This is a genomic window from Corynebacterium sp. HMSC063G05, from assembly GCF_001810555.1.
GTDB classification, from domain to species: domain Bacteria; phylum Actinomycetota; class Actinomycetes; order Mycobacteriales; family Mycobacteriaceae; genus Corynebacterium; species Corynebacterium jeikeium_D.
Genome location: NZ_KV801865.1, coordinates 143,193 through 156,936 on the forward strand (window position 1 = coordinate 143,193; position 13,744 = coordinate 156,936).

The window sequence follows — 13,744 nt, forward strand, 5'->3', positions numbered from 1 at the left end:
AGCAGAATTACGATTCACCGGCAGTGAAGTAGAAGCGGAGGGCACAGTACCGATAGTCTGGCCATTATGACTAATTCTTTGCACAGTGATGCTCAGTCTCTGGACACACAGTCTTCGGCATCGAATCTCGATGAGATGCGCAAGGTTGTCGCCAGCCTGCCCAAGGTACTGCTTCACGATCACCTCGATGGCGGCCTGCGCCCGCAGACCGTTATCGACCTGGCCGCGGACTGCGGTTACACCGATCAGTTGCCCACCACCGACGTGGATGAACTGGAGAAGTGGTTCATTGACACCGGCAACTCTGGCTCGTTGCCGAGCTACCTGACCGCCTTCGCGCACACCTGCGCCGTCATGCAGACCGCTGAGTCGCTGACGCGCGTTGCGCGTGAGGCCGTCGAGGATCTGGCCGCCGACAACGTCGTCTACGCTGAGCTGCGCCTGGCTCCGGAAAACCATTTGGAAAAGGGCCTGGATATGCAGGCTGTCATCGACGCACTGGTCGAAGGCCTGGCGCAGGGTGAAGCCCATGCCGCCGCTGAGGGAAAGCACATCACCGCACGTCTGCTGGTCTGTGCGATGCGCCAGAATGACAATTCCAAGGAAGTCGCACAGCTGGTCATCGACAACTACGGGAAGAACTCCGACGGGTACGTTGTCGGTTTTGACATCGCTGGACCGGAAAACGGCTTCCCACCGGCTAACCATGCCGAAGCATTCACCATGCTGCGGGAAAACCTCATTCCGGTCACCATTCACGCAGGTGAAGACGCCGGTGTCGATTCGTTGCAGGATGCTGTCGTGCAAGGTGCTCGCCGCCTGGGTCACGGCGTACGCATCTACGAGGACTTCGGTGCTTCCCTCGAGGGCATCGAATGCCAGGAGGTTGCCTCCGCTATTCGTGACCGCCAGATTCCGCTGGAAATCTGCCCGACCTCCAACGTTCAGACTGGTGTTTGTGACAGTGTTGCGGATCACCCGTTCTCGCTTCTCGACGATATGAGTTTCGCCTGCACGGTCAACACGGATAACCGTCTGATTGGTGCGACTTCCATGACCCGGGAGTGCATGGAGTTGGTGGAGAACTTCGGTTACGGCTACAGCGAGCTGTTCGAACTGACCTCGAATGCGCTAAACAATGCATTCGTGGATCTGCCGACCCGCGAGCACATCATGGACACCATTATTTACCCCGCTTACCTGCAGCTTATCGACAACAGCGACGAAGACATCGAGACTGATGTCAACGGTGCGGGTTTCGGTGCCGAAGATGAGCTGAACCTGACGCTGGACTAGCCAGCGCCGGCCAGCTTTGCTGGGAGGAGCTAGATCTTGGTCGTGAACCGAGCGGCCAAGTCCTTCTCCAGCTGCCTCCAGCCCTCAGCCTCATCGTCGTAAGGCGGCACTGGCTCGGACAGCTCGCCGGTGTCCAGCAGGAAGTTCAGCAGCCACTGCAGCTGCTGGTTGCCCGCCAGTACCTCGTTCACGGCATCATCGCCAGCCCAGTCAGCGGCGTCTGCGAGTAGCTCGTACGCGCGGGCGAGCTGGGCGGTGTCCACGGCGTTCGGGCCCTTTTCAATGTCCTCGGCCAGGCCGGTAAACGAGTACTCATTGTCCTCGTGCACCACGGCCTCTAGCTCACCTGCGTTGGCGGCGGTGATGATTTCGTCCCACGTCGTCAGCGCCGACATGTCGTGATGCTTGTGCTCCAGCAGCCAACGCACCATCGTGCGGGGCTGTGAGAACGTGTGAATCTCACCGGCGCTGCCCAGGAATAGCGGGCGACGCCCCATGTAACAACGCAAGGTGTAGAGCGTGCGGCCAGCGATGGAGATCTTGATCGGGTCGATGCCAGCGTTGGCCCACACCGTCTGGTCGTACGGATCGCCGGCGGTCTCCTCTGCGGACTTCTTTTCCTCTTCGCGCTTCTTCTCCGCTGCTTCACGACGCTCACGCTCCGCGGCCTCCGCTTCCTTTAATGCGGCTGCAGCAGCGGTTTCAGACTCTTCATCGATGCTCGGAGTATTTGCGCCGATGGCGTCGATAGCGTCAATGCAATTGTCCCAGTTGGTCAAGATGACATTGCCGATAGCCGACCACTGAGCGGCGCCACTGCCCTGGAAGTGATCAGCACCATTTTGTGTGGCAGCCAGGACAGAGTGAGAGGCGAACATCTGGTTGATCGGAGTGAGATCCGCGATTGCACCAATCGCGCGAGTGATGGCAAGAATGCGATCTGCGCGCGAAACATGGTCGTAGTCGGCCCGGCCGGCCAGAATCTCTGGCAGCCCAATCAGGTCATAGCGGTGGCGTGGCGCCGCGATGGCAGCTCCCGGTAGCTGCTGGTTGAAGTTGCGCCAGCTGGGGTGCTGCGTGAAGTCGTGAGGAGCATCCGACTGTAGGAAAGCCAGGAGCTTTGCCGCCGATGAGAACAAATAGATGTCATCACCGCGGCCGAGCAGAGCCTGCCACTCGGAGCCACCCTCACGCCAGCTTGGAGCCCACAACGTGTAAAAGGTGCCCGAGGTCAGCTCGAGTTCGATAGGAACGATGCCTTTCCTGGCCATAGTTTTCGTCGCAGCCCTTCTGCTTGTCGGTGATTATTAAAACTCAAAAATTGTCATACCTGCAGCGCCCCCACGGGTGGCAAGTTTGCGTATTCCTATCTTAGAAGTTTTACGACGCAGATACCCACCGCACTATCCGGTCGGACGGTAGAACCCCTTAAACGGCATGCCGATGTTGGTCGTACGCACGGGGTTTACCTGCACCGGATCGCCCGCTTCGACCATCTTTCCGTCACCGATGACCATGGCGACATGGCCGTCCCACACTGCAAGATCGCCAGGTAGCAGTTCATCCTGGCTCACCTGTCTGCCGACGGCCTGTGCTTCTGCCGTGCGGGGAATATCAACACCAGCTTGCCCGTAGGCCCAGTGCGTTAAGCCTGAACAATCGAGCGCCTGCCCCGGAGTATTTCCGCCCCAACCATAGGGCGTTCCGACGGCACTCAGTGCAGCCTTCACCGCAGCTTGGGCCTCTGGTGTGGGCGCGCCAGCTCCAGCATCCGCAGGTACCGGCGCGCTGCCCGAATCGGACGACGCCTCCGAACCATCTGCAGCGTCGGTAGCGCTAGCCGATCCTGGGGTGTTCGTAGACGTAGAAGCGAGGGCGGCTTGAGTGGTACCTGGGGCCTCCAACTGTGCCGAGTGAGGTGGGGTAGGGGTGTCCACCGCGGTACTCGCTTGCTGTATCAGCGACTGCACCAGAGGTCGCAGTTCTTGCTCTAGTTTCATGAGCCGCGCAATGGCCTGGGAGATCGCGGAACTGGCCGCTGAGGCTAGGCTGGCGCCGGTCGCGGCGAGACCAGCGGGCCCCGCAGCCGTCGCAGTCAACGAGCCCATGGCGGAAGTGACAAAATCCATGGCGATCCGGGCCAAATCAGTGGCCGCTGACATTACTGAGGCCAGCCCCTTGGCAATGTCACTGTCAATGGTTCCGGCGCGAGTTTCCAAGTCGGCTGCCGCATTTGCAGCCCGTTTGAGACTTGTTCCCGCGGCCCCTGCTCCGGAACCAGCACCATCGCCCCAGTTGCGGTCAACGGAATCTGCCACTGAGCGCCAGGCGGTACTCGCGGCGGGTATTGCGGCCCCGGCAAGTCCTGCCAGTGCGGGTGCGATGGCAGGACTTAGCTGTTGTGCAATCGCGGTGGGGACCTCCGTAAGTAGATTGGTGGGAAGCATCACGCACCGCCCATTCCGCGAGTTGCAACGGCTCCCATTTTCGGTGAGATGGACTGCAGCGCATATGCGCCGGCATCTTCAGCAGTGGACACCGCAGAGACAAGAGCGTTCAGTGCACGAGCAGCGCTGGTGCCGTACTCATTCAGCTCAGCTACATGCTCATGCTGGCGCTGTAGAGCAGTGGCTGCAGCGTGACAGAAGGGCCCAGCAAACGGGACGTCGCCAAGCGAGAGCAGTGCGCTGATGCCCAAGTCAGCGCCGCTGACCTGCTGCGACAACGCGTCAAGGCGCGTGGCATCGGCAGAAATAAGCTCTGGCGCCAGCGTAAAGACTGAGTCATTCCCGCTAGTGGTCGGAGAGAGAAACGATTGGCTGTGGGAACTGTGTGGTGATGGACGGGACAATGTTGACGGCCTCTCTAGGAAATTCGCGTGTGGTTCAACACTCAGTGCTGTGGCTGAACGGCTAGCGGGGTTCGGACGGCGGCTGAGCGGCAAGTGGTTTGGTAGTAAGCGGGCTTACGCAAATGGGGCGCAGTAAAAAGCCCTCGTATTGTTAGGCGCGAAAAAGGCCGATTCGGTTCCATCTTTTTTGGGAACGCGTTTTCAGAAACTTGCGATGCCGGCACCAGAGCGGCAAAAGCAAAGCAATGTATTTTGGAAGGCATGGAGATTACCGTTGTCAACCATCCCTTGGCACAGTCACGTTTGACCATTCTGCGCGACGCGCGCACTGATAACGCGGGCTTCCGTGCGGCACTCGCCGATCTGGGCGCAATGCTGATTTACGAGGCAAGCCGGGAGCTGCCCGTCGATAACTTCGATGTTCAGACCCCAATCACTACCGCGCCGGGTTACCGTCTGCAGGATCCGCCGATTATTGTTCCCGTCATTCGTGCGGGGCTTGGCATGATCGATCCGTCGCTGTCGATGATTCCGGATGCGCAGGTGGGCTTTATTGGCTTGGCTCGTAATGAGGAAACTCATGAGCCGGTGCCGTACCTCGAGGCGCTGCCGGAGGATCTGTCCGGGCGCACTGTCTTCCTGGTCGACCCGATGCTGGCAACCGGCGGTTCACTGCTGCATGCCCTGAAGCTGTTGGCGGATCGCGGAGCGGACAACATCACGGCCGTGTGCATCATTTCTGCACAGCAGGGTGTCGACGCCTTGAAGGAATCCGGTTTCCCGGTGCGTCTTGTCACCACTGTGGTGGACCCGGATCTTAACGAGGATGCCTACATTGTGCCGGGGTTGGGAGATGCGGGCGACCGTCTCTACGGTCCCCGCAACATTGATCTTTAAATTAATCTCTTAGGCAGTTCCCCAGGCTTCTGCCGCGTACTTCTTGACGACCTCGTTGTCCTTGGTCACAAGAACTCCGTCGGGGGACATCTGGTACTTGTACGAGCCGTTTTGTGCAACAACGCGGTCGCCCTCATCGACGATGATGTCCATCGATCCGGAACCCTGTGGTGTATCCGAGCGGTAGTACTTCTCGCCGGAGCGCGTCTCACAAGCAGCAGCCTTAATTCCCTGTTCAGCGGCGATAACAGCAAAGGCGCGGTCACCGTTGTCGCAGCGTGCGGAGCTGCCCACGAAGCCCAGGCCGTCCAAGTCGGAGCGGCCAGTGCCGAAGTCCTGTCCCTCCGGAGCTGTTGTCGGCTCAGAGCTCGTCGTCGTGGATGGCGAAGACGTGGTGCTCGGCGTGCTTGACGACGAGGACGATGTCGAAGTGCTCGGCGTGCTTGACGACGTCTCGGAGGACTTCGACGTAGTTGTCGTCGTGGTGGTCGTCTTGCTCGTAGAAGTCGAACTCGTCGAGGACGGCGGTGTCGAACTGGGCGACGTCGGCTGCGAGGAGGAGGGGACCTCCGGACGCTGGGGCTCATCACTATTGTTCAGCGACAGGCCGATGGCGATGCCGATGACGACCACGAGTGCGGTGGCCACGATGATGATGGGGATGCTGAGAGACTTAGGTGTGCCATTGCCGGACATGCCTAATATCATCGCAGACTTCCTCAAAATGTGAAACATCTGATAATTGAAGGGGTCAAAGTGAAAGAAGTGGCCCCTGGTCATGTGTACGTCTGGCGCTGATATTCAAACGCTTGCCGGCCACTGCTGTCGCTGGCGCAGTCGTCGGTAGGCCTCTTGTTACGGCCTGTCGGTGGAGCGCTTACACTGGAGAATTGTGATTGAGGAGTTTATTAAGCACTGGTGGGCCGAGCACGCGAACGAGATTCTCGAGTGGCGGCGGCATCTTCATGCGCACCCAGAGCTATCTCACATGGAGCACGCCACCACGGCTTTTGTGGAGGAGAAGCTGCGTGCTGCAGGGCTGAAACCAGTGCTGTTTCCCAACACCGGCTTGATGGTCGACATTGGTGAAGATGAACTCGCCGGTAGCGAAGCCGGAGGTGAATTGCCGGGGCGTCTCGCTTTCCGCGGCGATATAGACGCGCTTCCAATTACAGAGACCACGGGGCTGGAGTTTGCCAGCACCAACGATGGCGTCATGCACGCCTGCGGGCATGATTTTCACACCACGATTACGCTCGCGACGGCTCTGGCTATGGCTGAGTACCACGAGAAGCACACGTTGCCGACGCCGCTGCGTTTCATTTTCCAACCCGCCGAGGAGGTCATGGTTGGCGGTGCACCCGAGGTTATCGCTGCCGGTGCGCTCAATGGCGTTGAGCGTATTTTTGCCGTCCACTGTGAGCCGAAGCTGCGCGTCGGTCACGTCGGCGTTCGAACAGGTGCCATCACCTCTGCGGCCGACACGTTGGAGATTCAGGTGCATGGCCCGGGCGGGCATACTTCCCGTCCGCAGATGACGGCCGATGTTGTCTATGCGCTGGGTAAATTGATTGTAGATTTGCCGGGCTTGCTGTCACGACGCGTCGACCCACGCACTGGCACCGTGCTCACGTTCGGCTCCGTTCACTCCGGGTATGCACACAACGCGATTCCGTCGGAAGGCAGCGTCAGCGGCACCCTGCGCACCGCGGACATCAAGACCTGGCGCGACATCGATCCACTGGTGCGTGAACTGATTGAACAGGTCCTCGCCCCGACCGGCGCTGATTGCACCATCAACTACGAGCGTGGCGTGCCGCCTGTGCTTAACGACGAATACTGCACCGCCCTGATTGCGGAAGCGGTGCGACGAGTGGACGAGAATGCTGTCATTCAGGCCCCACAGTCGTCCGGTGGCGAGGACTTCGGTTGGTATCTCGAGCATGTCCCGGGCGCGATGGCTCGTCTGGGCTGCTGGTCCGGTCGTGGAGACAAGCACGATTTGCACCGAGATGACCTAATCGTGGACGAGCGTTGCCTGGGCGTTGGTGTGAAACTCTTCGCTGGCATTGTTGCTCGCTATGAGGACGGCGCGCAGTCAACCATGACTGTCCGTTAGACTATGGGGGCAAAGCGGGGAAAATGCCTCCCGCGGTAGTTACATTGTGATATCCACGGCAACTTTGGAGGATTTGTGGCACAGAGGATCGTAATCATTGGCGGCGGCCCAGCCGGCTACGAAGCAGCGCTGGTTGGCGCCAAGTACGGTGCTGAAGTCACTGTGGTTGAGGATGCCGGGATGGGCGGTTCTTCCGTCCTGTGGGATTGCGTTCCCTCTAAGGCCTTCATCGCGGCGACGGGCGTTCGTACCGATATGCGTCGTGCGGACGAGATGGGTCTGCGTCCGGACTTTTCCCAGCGCAAAATCGACTTCACTGCGGTCAACGAGCGCGTTAAGCGCCTGGCTCAGCAGCAGTCCGACGATGTTCGCGCGCAGATGGAGCGTGAGGGCATCAAGATGCTGCAGGGCCGCGGTCGCCTCGATGACCACGACCCGGGCCGTGTAACTCACTACGTCACCGTCGACTTGCTCGAGGGCGGCGAGGTCACTCTTGAAGCCGACCTGGTGCTGGTCAGCACCGGTGCGTCCCCACGTATTCTGCCGGGTGCGATTCCTGATGGTGACCGTATTTTGACCTGGCGTCAGGTTTACGAACTGGAGGAGCTGCCAGAGCACCTCATTGTGGTCGGTTCTGGTGTTACCGGTGCTGAGTTCGTATCCTCGTTCACCGAGTTGGGCGTCAAGGTCACCATGGTCGCTTCGCGTGACCGCATCCTGCCGCACGAGGATGCTGACGCTGCAGATGCCCTGGAGGAGGTCCTGCTGGAGCGCGGTGTGGACGTTGTGAAGAACGCCCGCTGTGATCTTGTCGAACGCACTGAGGACGGCGGCGTTCGCGTCGTCACTTCCGACGGCCGTGAGGTCTTCGGCTCCCACGCGTTGATGACCGTCGGATCGATTCCGAACACTGCGGATATGGGTCTGGACGCAAGTGGTGTGAAAATGACCCCGTCTGGCCACATTCACGTTGACCGTGTTTCCCGCACCAACGTGCCGGGTATCTACGCTGCCGGTGACTGCACCGACTTGTTCCCGCTGGCTTCCGTTGCAGCTATGCAGGGTCGTATTGCGATGTACCACGCCCTCGGTGAAGGTGTTTCGCCAATTCGCCTGCGCACCGTTTCCTCGGCAGTGTTCACCCGCCCGGAGATTGCGACTGTTGGTGTCTCCCAGGCTCAGATTGAGTCCGGTGAGGTCTCCGCTCGTGTTGAGGTTTTCCCGCTGGCAGGTAACCCGCGTGCGAAGATGCGCTCGCTGCGCCACGGCTTCGTCAAGCTGTTCTGCCGTAAGAATTCCGGCATGATTATCGGTGGTGTGGTGGTCGCTCCGACCGCCTCGGAGCTGATTCTGCCAATTGCTGTGTGTGTCTCCAACCAGCTCACCGTCGATGACCTGGCAAGCTCCTTCTCTGTCTACCCGTCGCTGTCTGGCTCGATTACTGAGGCTGCTCGTCAGCTGATGGCACACGACGATCTGGACTAATGCTGGTATCGCGACTGGCAGCATGACCGGCCGCACTCGTAAATAAAACAAGCCGAGCCCCGAAAGTGGGGCTCGGCTTTTTGGCTGTGCAATAAGAACGTACCGATGCGCTTATGCTGCGCTTACTTGCTGGAGAGTTCAGCGTACTTAGCGGTGACTTCCTCCACAGACGGATTCGTGGCGTGCTCGCCATCGGAGTACAGCACAGTCGGCACAACGCGGTTGCCGTCATTGACGGACTCAACCCACTTCGAAAGGTCGTCGTGCTTTTCGACGTCCCAAGCCTCAAACGGAGTGCCGTTTTCCTTCAGGCCAGCAATGAGGTTCTGGCAGAAAGGGCACCAGGCCGCAGCGTAAATGGTCACGTGTTCGGTGGTCTGTGGAGTCTTCACATCAGTCATACTTAGTCCAACGCGCGGACCAAGGCCGATATTCCATTGCGCAATACGTCCGCCGGGCAGTAGCCCCACCTCAGAGCCTTGCTCGGAACCCTTCCCAGATGCTCTTCGGAGGCTTTCCTTCCGAGGCTTTTAAAGGAAGCTAATCCTCTAGACGCCGCCACGTGCAGAAGCGGTAGCGTAGGCCGGTCGTTGACGTCTGCCACGGGCCATCCTCGACACGAACCCAGTCGTAGAGGTCGGGAGCCATGACCGGTACCGGGACATTGACATCAGTATCAATGTCGGTGACCACGCATTCGTCGGCAAGCGAAAGTGCATCGCGATAGACACGTCCGCCCCCGAGAATCCATGCTGCGGGCTCGTCGGCGACGGCTGCGAGTGCCGCTTCGAGGCTGGCTGCGGATTCAGCGCCGGGGAAATCGGACACGGAGCGCGAAAGGACGATGTTTCGACGACCCGGGAGTGGACGGAACTTGGGATTCAGCGAGTCCCACGTGCGACGCCCCATGATGACCGGTGCGCCCATCGTCGTTGTTTTGAAATGCTGAAGATCTTCAGGCAGATGCCAGGGCATAGTCGCGCCGTCGCCGATAATGCCGGCCCGAGACTGCGCCCAAATCATCCCTACAAACGGGGGCCTTGCGCTGGTGGAAGCGGTGGACTCGTTCATGTTTACACTCACCTTTCGCTGACTTAGACAGCCACCTGACCGCGAATCAGAGGATGCGGGTCGTAGCCGATGACCTCGATGTCCTCGTAAGCGTAGTCGAAAATGCTGTCGGCCTTCCGAAGCTTCAGCGTGGGGTAGGGGCGTGGCTCACGGGAGACCTGCAGTTCGCACTGTTCAATGTGGTTGTCGTAGATGTGGCAATCACCACCGGTCCAGATGAACTCACCAACGTCCAAGCCCGCCTGCTGCGCCATCATGTGCGTCAACAGTGCATAGGAAGCGATGTTAAATGGTACGCCCAGGAACATGTCCGCGCTGCGCTGGTAGAGCTGGCAGCTGAGCTTGCCATCTGCGACGTAGAACTGGAACAGCAGATGGCATGGTGGCAGCGCCATATTGGAAATCTCGGAGACATTCCAGGCGCTGACGATGTTGCGGCGGCTATCCGGGTTGGACTTCAAAGTCTCCAGCGCCTGTGCAATCTGGTCGATGTGGTGCCCATCCGGAGTGGGCCAGGAGCGCCATTGCACGCCATAGACCGGGCCGAGGTCGCCGTTGTCGTCTGCCCACTCGTCCCAAATAGTCACTCCGCGGTCCTGGAGCCACTGGACGTTTGAATCGCCGCGGAGGAACCACAGCAGCTCGTACACGATGGACTTCAGGTGCACCTTCTTAGTGGTGATCAGTGGGAAGCCCTCGCTCAGATCAAAGCGCAGCTGGCGGCCGAACACTGAGCGAGTGCCCGTGCCTGTGCGGTCTGATTTAGCTGCTCCGTCAGCGAGAATTTCGCGCAGCAAATCCTCGTACGGAGTCTGAATGCCCTGATGAGCCTGTGTCGTGATGTCAGTGGAGTCGGTCATAGCCGCCCTAGCTTACCTACTTCTGCTCTTGATTCTTGAATTCCTTCACCGCTGCCAGAATCTCCTCCGACAGGTCCGGTCGGCAGAACAGCATATCCGGCAGGAAAGTATCGACATTATTGTAGGTCGGCGCGGAGCCGTCTAGGCGGCTGACGAAAAGTCCTGCGGACTTAGCGACGCCAACCGGCGCTGCCGAGTCCCACTCGTACTGACCACCGTCGTGGATGTAGGCGTCGTAGTCACCGAGCAGTACGTGCATTGCCTTCGCACCAGCGGAGCCCATCTCTACCAGCTCCATGCCCAGCTTGTCAGCGACGTACTTCGCCACAGCCGGTGGGCGAGTACGCGATACGACAATCTTGCCCGCACACGGCCCCTGGACAGCCTTGGCCTCACCCGTGTGGAAAACCTGGCCGTGATCCGGCAGACCAACAGCAGCGTGGGTCGGCTGACCGTCCTCTACCAGAGCGACATGAACTGCCCAGTCCTGGCGGCCCGAAGCGAACTCACGCGTGCCATCGAGTGGGTCAATAATCCACACCCGCTTTGAGTCCAGGCGCTCACGGTTATCCGCGGCTTCCTCCGACAGCAGTCCGTCGTCCGGACGGTGCTGCTCCAGTACGCGGGCAATCCACTCCTGTGCCAGTGCGTCGCCGGCATCTCCCAGAATGCGGCCACGCAGCAGGCCTACGTTGCGGACACCCTTGAGAATTTCACTGGCGCCCACGGCAAGTCGATAGGCAAGAACATCATCTTCAATGTAGGCAGACATGACTTAGATACTATTCACTTTTTCCCAACCCCGCTTTGCGACGGGATGCCGCGCCCCATCCTCACCGCAACCGAGTGGCCCTATGGGCTTAATGCCTCACTTTGCGCAGGCGTTAGGTGAGCTGCGCTAACTCCAGGTGCCCACTACGCATCCTGACTACACTTAAGTGGCATGAAGACCTTGCTGAATATCATTTGGCTGTTGTTCGGTGGCCTGTGGCTTGCTTTGGGCTACATTTTCTTCGGCGTTCTTGCCTGTATTTTGATTGTCACAATTCCCGCTGGCGTGGCCTCGTTCCGCATGGCTTCTTATGCACTGTGGCCGTTCGGACGCTCCGTGGTGGAGCGTTCCGGACGGGGCGCGGTCGGTGCCGTTAGCGCCGGTGTGATGAATGTAATCTGGTTCCTCATCGCCGGTCTGTGGCTGGCCATCGGTCACATCATGACTGCGGCGGCGCAGGCTGTCACCATCGTTGGAATTCCACTGGCGGTGGCCAACGTCAAGATGATTCCGGTGACCTGCTTCCCATTCGGCAAGGACATTGTGAAGGGCTACCGTGTGGACGGCTATGCGGTGAAGATTTAGAGGGATACAAATAACAACAGCCCGCCCGCAGCGAGAAGCCGAGGGCGGGCTGTTAGCTAGTTAGCCAGCTATCTCAGGGCCGTTAGCGCTTGTCGCGGTACCACGTCAGCAGCGCATCGGTGGAAGCATCGCCAGAATCCGGTGCTACTTCACCAGTGACCGCAGGCAGCAGGTCGCCGGCCTGCTGCTTGCCCAACTCGACACCCCACTGGTCGAAGGAGTTCAAGCCCCAAACAATGCCCTCGACGAAGGTGATGTGCTCGTAGAGTGCAATCAGTGCACCCACAGCGTCCGGGGTCAGTTCCTCGGCCATGATGGTCGTGGTCGGACGGTTACCAGGCATGACCTTGTGCTCTACGAGTTCCTCGTCAACGCCCTCTGCGCGAATTTCTTCTGCGGTCTTACCGAAGGCCAGCACCTTGGTCTGTGCGAAGAAGTTACTCATCAGCAGGTCGTGCATAGAACCTTCGCCGGATGCCGTCGGCAGATCCTGGCGTGGACGGGCAAAGCCGATGAAATCAGCCGGAACCAGGCGAGTTCCCTGGTGAAGGAGCTGGAAGAAAGCGTGCTGGCCGTTCGTTCCCGGCTCACCCCAGAAGATTTCTCCGGTGTTGTAGTCCACCCTCTTGCCGTCGGTACGCACGGATTTACCGTTCGATTCCATGGTGAGCTGTTGAAGGTACGCCGGGAACCGGGAGAGGTCTTCAGAGTAGGGTAGCACGGCATGCGACTGAGCGTCGAGGAAGTTTGAGTACCAGACGTTCAGCATGCCCATCAGCACTGGCACGTTCTGCTCCAGCGGAGCGTTGAGGAAGTGCTCATCCATTGCGCGGAAGCCCTGCAGGAAGCGCATGAAGTCCATCGGACCAACGACGGCCATGATGGACAGGCCGATGGCGGAGTCGACGGAGTAGCGGCCGCCGACCCAGTCCCAGAAGCCAAACATGTTCTCAGTGTCGATGCCGAATTCGGCGACCTTTTCGGCATTCGTGGAAACGGCAACGAAGTGCTTGGCGACGGCTTCTTCGCTACCCAGCTGCTGGATAAGCCAGCGGCGAGCTGCGTGAGCGTTGGAGAGCGTCTCCTGAGTGGTGAAGGTCTTGGAAGCGACGATAAACAGCGTGGACTCCGGATCGACCTCATCCAGAACTGCCTGCAGATCAGACGGGTCAACGTTGGAGACGAAGCGGGCATCAATGCCGGCAGTGGCGTAGGTGCGCAGCGCCTTGGTCACCATTGCCGGGCCCAAGTCGGAGCCACCGATGCCGATGTTGACCACAGTCTTAATGGTGTGACCCGTGTATCCCAGCCAGTCTCCACTGCGGAGGCTGCGAGCAAAGTCGCGCATGCGGCCGAGCACCTCATGCACGTCGGCAGCGACATCCTGGTCGCCGACGGTCAAATTCTCCTCTGCTGGCAGGCGCAGCGCTGTGTGCAGCACGGAGCGGTTTTCAGTGGTGTTGATCTTGTCACCGCGGAACATCTTTTCGCGTGCTTCCTCGATACCAGCGGCGCGAGCAAGTTCAACCAGCTCGGCAAAACCGTCGAGGCACATCAAGTTCTTGGAGAGGTCAACGTGGAGAGTGCCAGCATCGAAAGTCAGCTTCTCAGCGCGGCCTTCTTCATTTGTGAAGAGCTCACGCAGCGAGGTGGCGCGAACATTGTCCACGCGCTTAGCCAGCTGAGCCCACTGCTCGGTTCCAGTGATATCTACAGTCATTCCTGCTCCCAGGTGATTTTTGACGAAATGCACTTTATACATCCCCAGACTAGTTACGTTTTGGCGCTCTCGCCGGGCGGCAGGATGC

14 protein-coding genes are annotated in these 13,744 nt (G+C 59.5%); 5 read left to right on the forward strand and 9 right to left on the reverse strand.

Going from position 1 to position 13,744, the window contains the following annotated elements:
* Positions 1-66: 66 nt before the first annotated feature.
* Positions 67-1,296: an adenosine deaminase gene (locus tag HMPREF2751_RS09895; RefSeq protein ID WP_016422148.1), complete on the forward strand. Its 1,230-nt coding sequence runs from the start codon at positions 67-69 to the stop codon at positions 1,294-1,296.
* A gap of 29 nt (positions 1,297-1,325) precedes the next feature.
* Here HMPREF2751_RS09895 and HMPREF2751_RS09900 read toward each other — a convergent pair whose 3' ends face one another.
* From HMPREF2751_RS09900 to HMPREF2751_RS09910, 3 genes are all read right to left on the reverse strand, one after another.
* Positions 1,326-2,567, reverse strand: coding sequence for a hypothetical protein (locus tag HMPREF2751_RS09900; RefSeq protein ID WP_049171956.1), 1,242 nt, complete (start codon positions 2,565-2,567; stop codon positions 1,326-1,328).
* A 132-nt stretch (positions 2,568-2,699) separates the two neighbouring features.
* Positions 2,700-3,743 carry a C40 family peptidase gene (locus HMPREF2751_RS09905; RefSeq protein WP_049171958.1) on the reverse strand — a complete coding sequence of 348 codons (1,044 nt, stop codon included), beginning with the start codon at positions 3,741-3,743 and terminating at the stop codon, positions 2,700-2,702.
* Positions 3,743-4,147: a hypothetical protein gene (locus HMPREF2751_RS09910; protein WP_070429820.1), complete on the reverse strand. Its 405-nt coding sequence runs from the start codon at positions 4,145-4,147 to the stop codon at positions 3,743-3,745. The genes HMPREF2751_RS09905 and HMPREF2751_RS09910 overlap by 1 nt, the downstream gene beginning before the upstream one ends.
* A gap of 261 nt (positions 4,148-4,408) precedes the next feature.
* On the opposite strand from HMPREF2751_RS09910, the gene upp reads away from it, so the two are divergent.
* Complete coding sequence (gene upp, locus HMPREF2751_RS09915; protein WP_049171962.1) at positions 4,409-5,044, forward strand: uracil phosphoribosyltransferase; 636 nt, start codon at positions 4,409-4,411, stop codon at positions 5,042-5,044.
* Positions 5,045-5,053: 9 nt separating this feature from the next.
* Here upp and HMPREF2751_RS10785 read toward each other — a convergent pair whose 3' ends face one another.
* The gene (locus HMPREF2751_RS10785) at positions 5,054-5,740 is read right to left on the reverse strand and encodes a hypothetical protein (RefSeq protein ID WP_141747466.1); all 687 of its coding nucleotides are present in this window, start codon (positions 5,738-5,740) and stop codon (positions 5,054-5,056) included.
* Between the two features lie 196 nt (positions 5,741-5,936).
* Between HMPREF2751_RS10785 and HMPREF2751_RS09930 the strand changes: the two genes are divergently transcribed.
* Together HMPREF2751_RS09930 and HMPREF2751_RS09935 are read left to right on the forward strand one after the other, a co-directional pair.
* Positions 5,937-7,163: a M20 family metallopeptidase gene (locus HMPREF2751_RS09930; RefSeq protein ID WP_070595952.1), complete on the forward strand. Its 1,227-nt coding sequence runs from the start codon at positions 5,937-5,939 to the stop codon at positions 7,161-7,163.
* Between the two features lie 75 nt (positions 7,164-7,238).
* Positions 7,239-8,648: an NAD(P)H-quinone dehydrogenase gene (locus tag HMPREF2751_RS09935; protein ID WP_049193280.1), complete on the forward strand. Its 1,410-nt coding sequence runs from the start codon at positions 7,239-7,241 to the stop codon at positions 8,646-8,648.
* Positions 8,649-8,770: 122 nt separating this feature from the next.
* Here HMPREF2751_RS09935 and HMPREF2751_RS09940 read toward each other — a convergent pair whose 3' ends face one another.
* From HMPREF2751_RS09940 to HMPREF2751_RS09955, 4 genes are all read right to left on the reverse strand, one after another.
* On the reverse strand, positions 8,771-9,049 hold the full coding sequence (locus tag HMPREF2751_RS09940) for a mycoredoxin (protein WP_038627805.1): 279 nt from the start codon (positions 9,047-9,049) through the stop codon (positions 8,771-8,773).
* Between the two features lie 139 nt (positions 9,050-9,188).
* A complete protein-coding gene (locus HMPREF2751_RS09945; RefSeq protein ID WP_049171970.1) occupies positions 9,189-9,719 on the reverse strand; it encodes a dihydrofolate reductase in 531 nt (176 codons plus the stop codon).
* A gap of 23 nt (positions 9,720-9,742) precedes the next feature.
* Complete coding sequence (locus tag HMPREF2751_RS09950) at positions 9,743-10,579, reverse strand: thymidylate synthase (RefSeq protein WP_049171972.1); 837 nt, start codon at positions 10,577-10,579, stop codon at positions 9,743-9,745.
* 16 nt (positions 10,580-10,595) lie between these two features.
* The gene (locus HMPREF2751_RS09955; protein ID WP_049171974.1) at positions 10,596-11,351 is read right to left on the reverse strand and encodes a 3'(2'),5'-bisphosphate nucleotidase CysQ; all 756 of its coding nucleotides are present in this window, start codon (positions 11,349-11,351) and stop codon (positions 10,596-10,598) included.
* A gap of 171 nt (positions 11,352-11,522) precedes the next feature.
* On the opposite strand from HMPREF2751_RS09955, the gene HMPREF2751_RS09960 reads away from it, so the two are divergent.
* Positions 11,523-11,936 (forward strand): YccF domain-containing protein, encoded by a 414-nt coding sequence (locus tag HMPREF2751_RS09960; protein ID WP_049171975.1) that lies wholly within the window; start codon positions 11,523-11,525, stop codon positions 11,934-11,936.
* 82 nt (positions 11,937-12,018) lie between these two features.
* On the opposite strand, the gene pgi is transcribed toward HMPREF2751_RS09960, so the two are convergent.
* Positions 12,019-13,656 (reverse strand): glucose-6-phosphate isomerase, encoded by a 1,638-nt coding sequence (gene pgi / locus HMPREF2751_RS09965; protein WP_049171977.1) that lies wholly within the window; start codon positions 13,654-13,656, stop codon positions 12,019-12,021.
* Positions 13,657-13,744 lie beyond the last annotated feature (88 nt).

Bases quoted from the DNA above. Each gene is read 5' to 3' on its own strand.
- HMPREF2751_RS09960 (WP_049171975.1), top strand. From the start codon at position 11,523: ATGAAGACCTTGCTGAATATCATTTGGCTGTTGTTCGGTGGCCTGTGG.
- HMPREF2751_RS09950 (WP_049171972.1), bottom strand. From the start codon at position 10,579: ATGACCGACTCCACTGACATCACGACACAGGCTCATCAGGGCATTCAG.
- upp (WP_049171962.1), top strand. From the start codon at position 4,409: ATGGAGATTACCGTTGTCAACCATCCCTTGGCACAGTCACGTTTGACC.
- pgi (WP_049171977.1), bottom strand. From the start codon at position 13,656: ATGACTGTAGATATCACTGGAACCGAGCAGTGGGCTCAGCTGGCTAAG.
- HMPREF2751_RS09940 (WP_038627805.1), bottom strand. From the start codon at position 9,049: ATGACTGATGTGAAGACTCCACAGACCACCGAACACGTGACCATTTAC.
- HMPREF2751_RS09900 (WP_049171956.1), bottom strand. From the start codon at position 2,567: ATGGCCAGGAAAGGCATCGTTCCTATCGAACTCGAGCTGACCTCGGGC.
- HMPREF2751_RS10785 (WP_141747466.1), bottom strand. From the start codon at position 5,740: ATGTCCGGCAATGGCACACCTAAGTCTCTCAGCATCCCCATCATCATC.
- HMPREF2751_RS09955 (WP_049171974.1), bottom strand. From the start codon at position 11,351: ATGTCTGCCTACATTGAAGATGATGTTCTTGCCTATCGACTTGCCGTG.
- HMPREF2751_RS09945 (WP_049171970.1), bottom strand. From the start codon at position 9,719: ATGAACGAGTCCACCGCTTCCACCAGCGCAAGGCCCCCGTTTGTAGGG.
- HMPREF2751_RS09895 (WP_016422148.1), top strand. From the start codon at position 67: ATGACTAATTCTTTGCACAGTGATGCTCAGTCTCTGGACACACAGTCT.
- HMPREF2751_RS09905 (WP_049171958.1), bottom strand. From the start codon at position 3,743: ATGCTTCCCACCAATCTACTTACGGAGGTCCCCACCGCGATTGCACAA.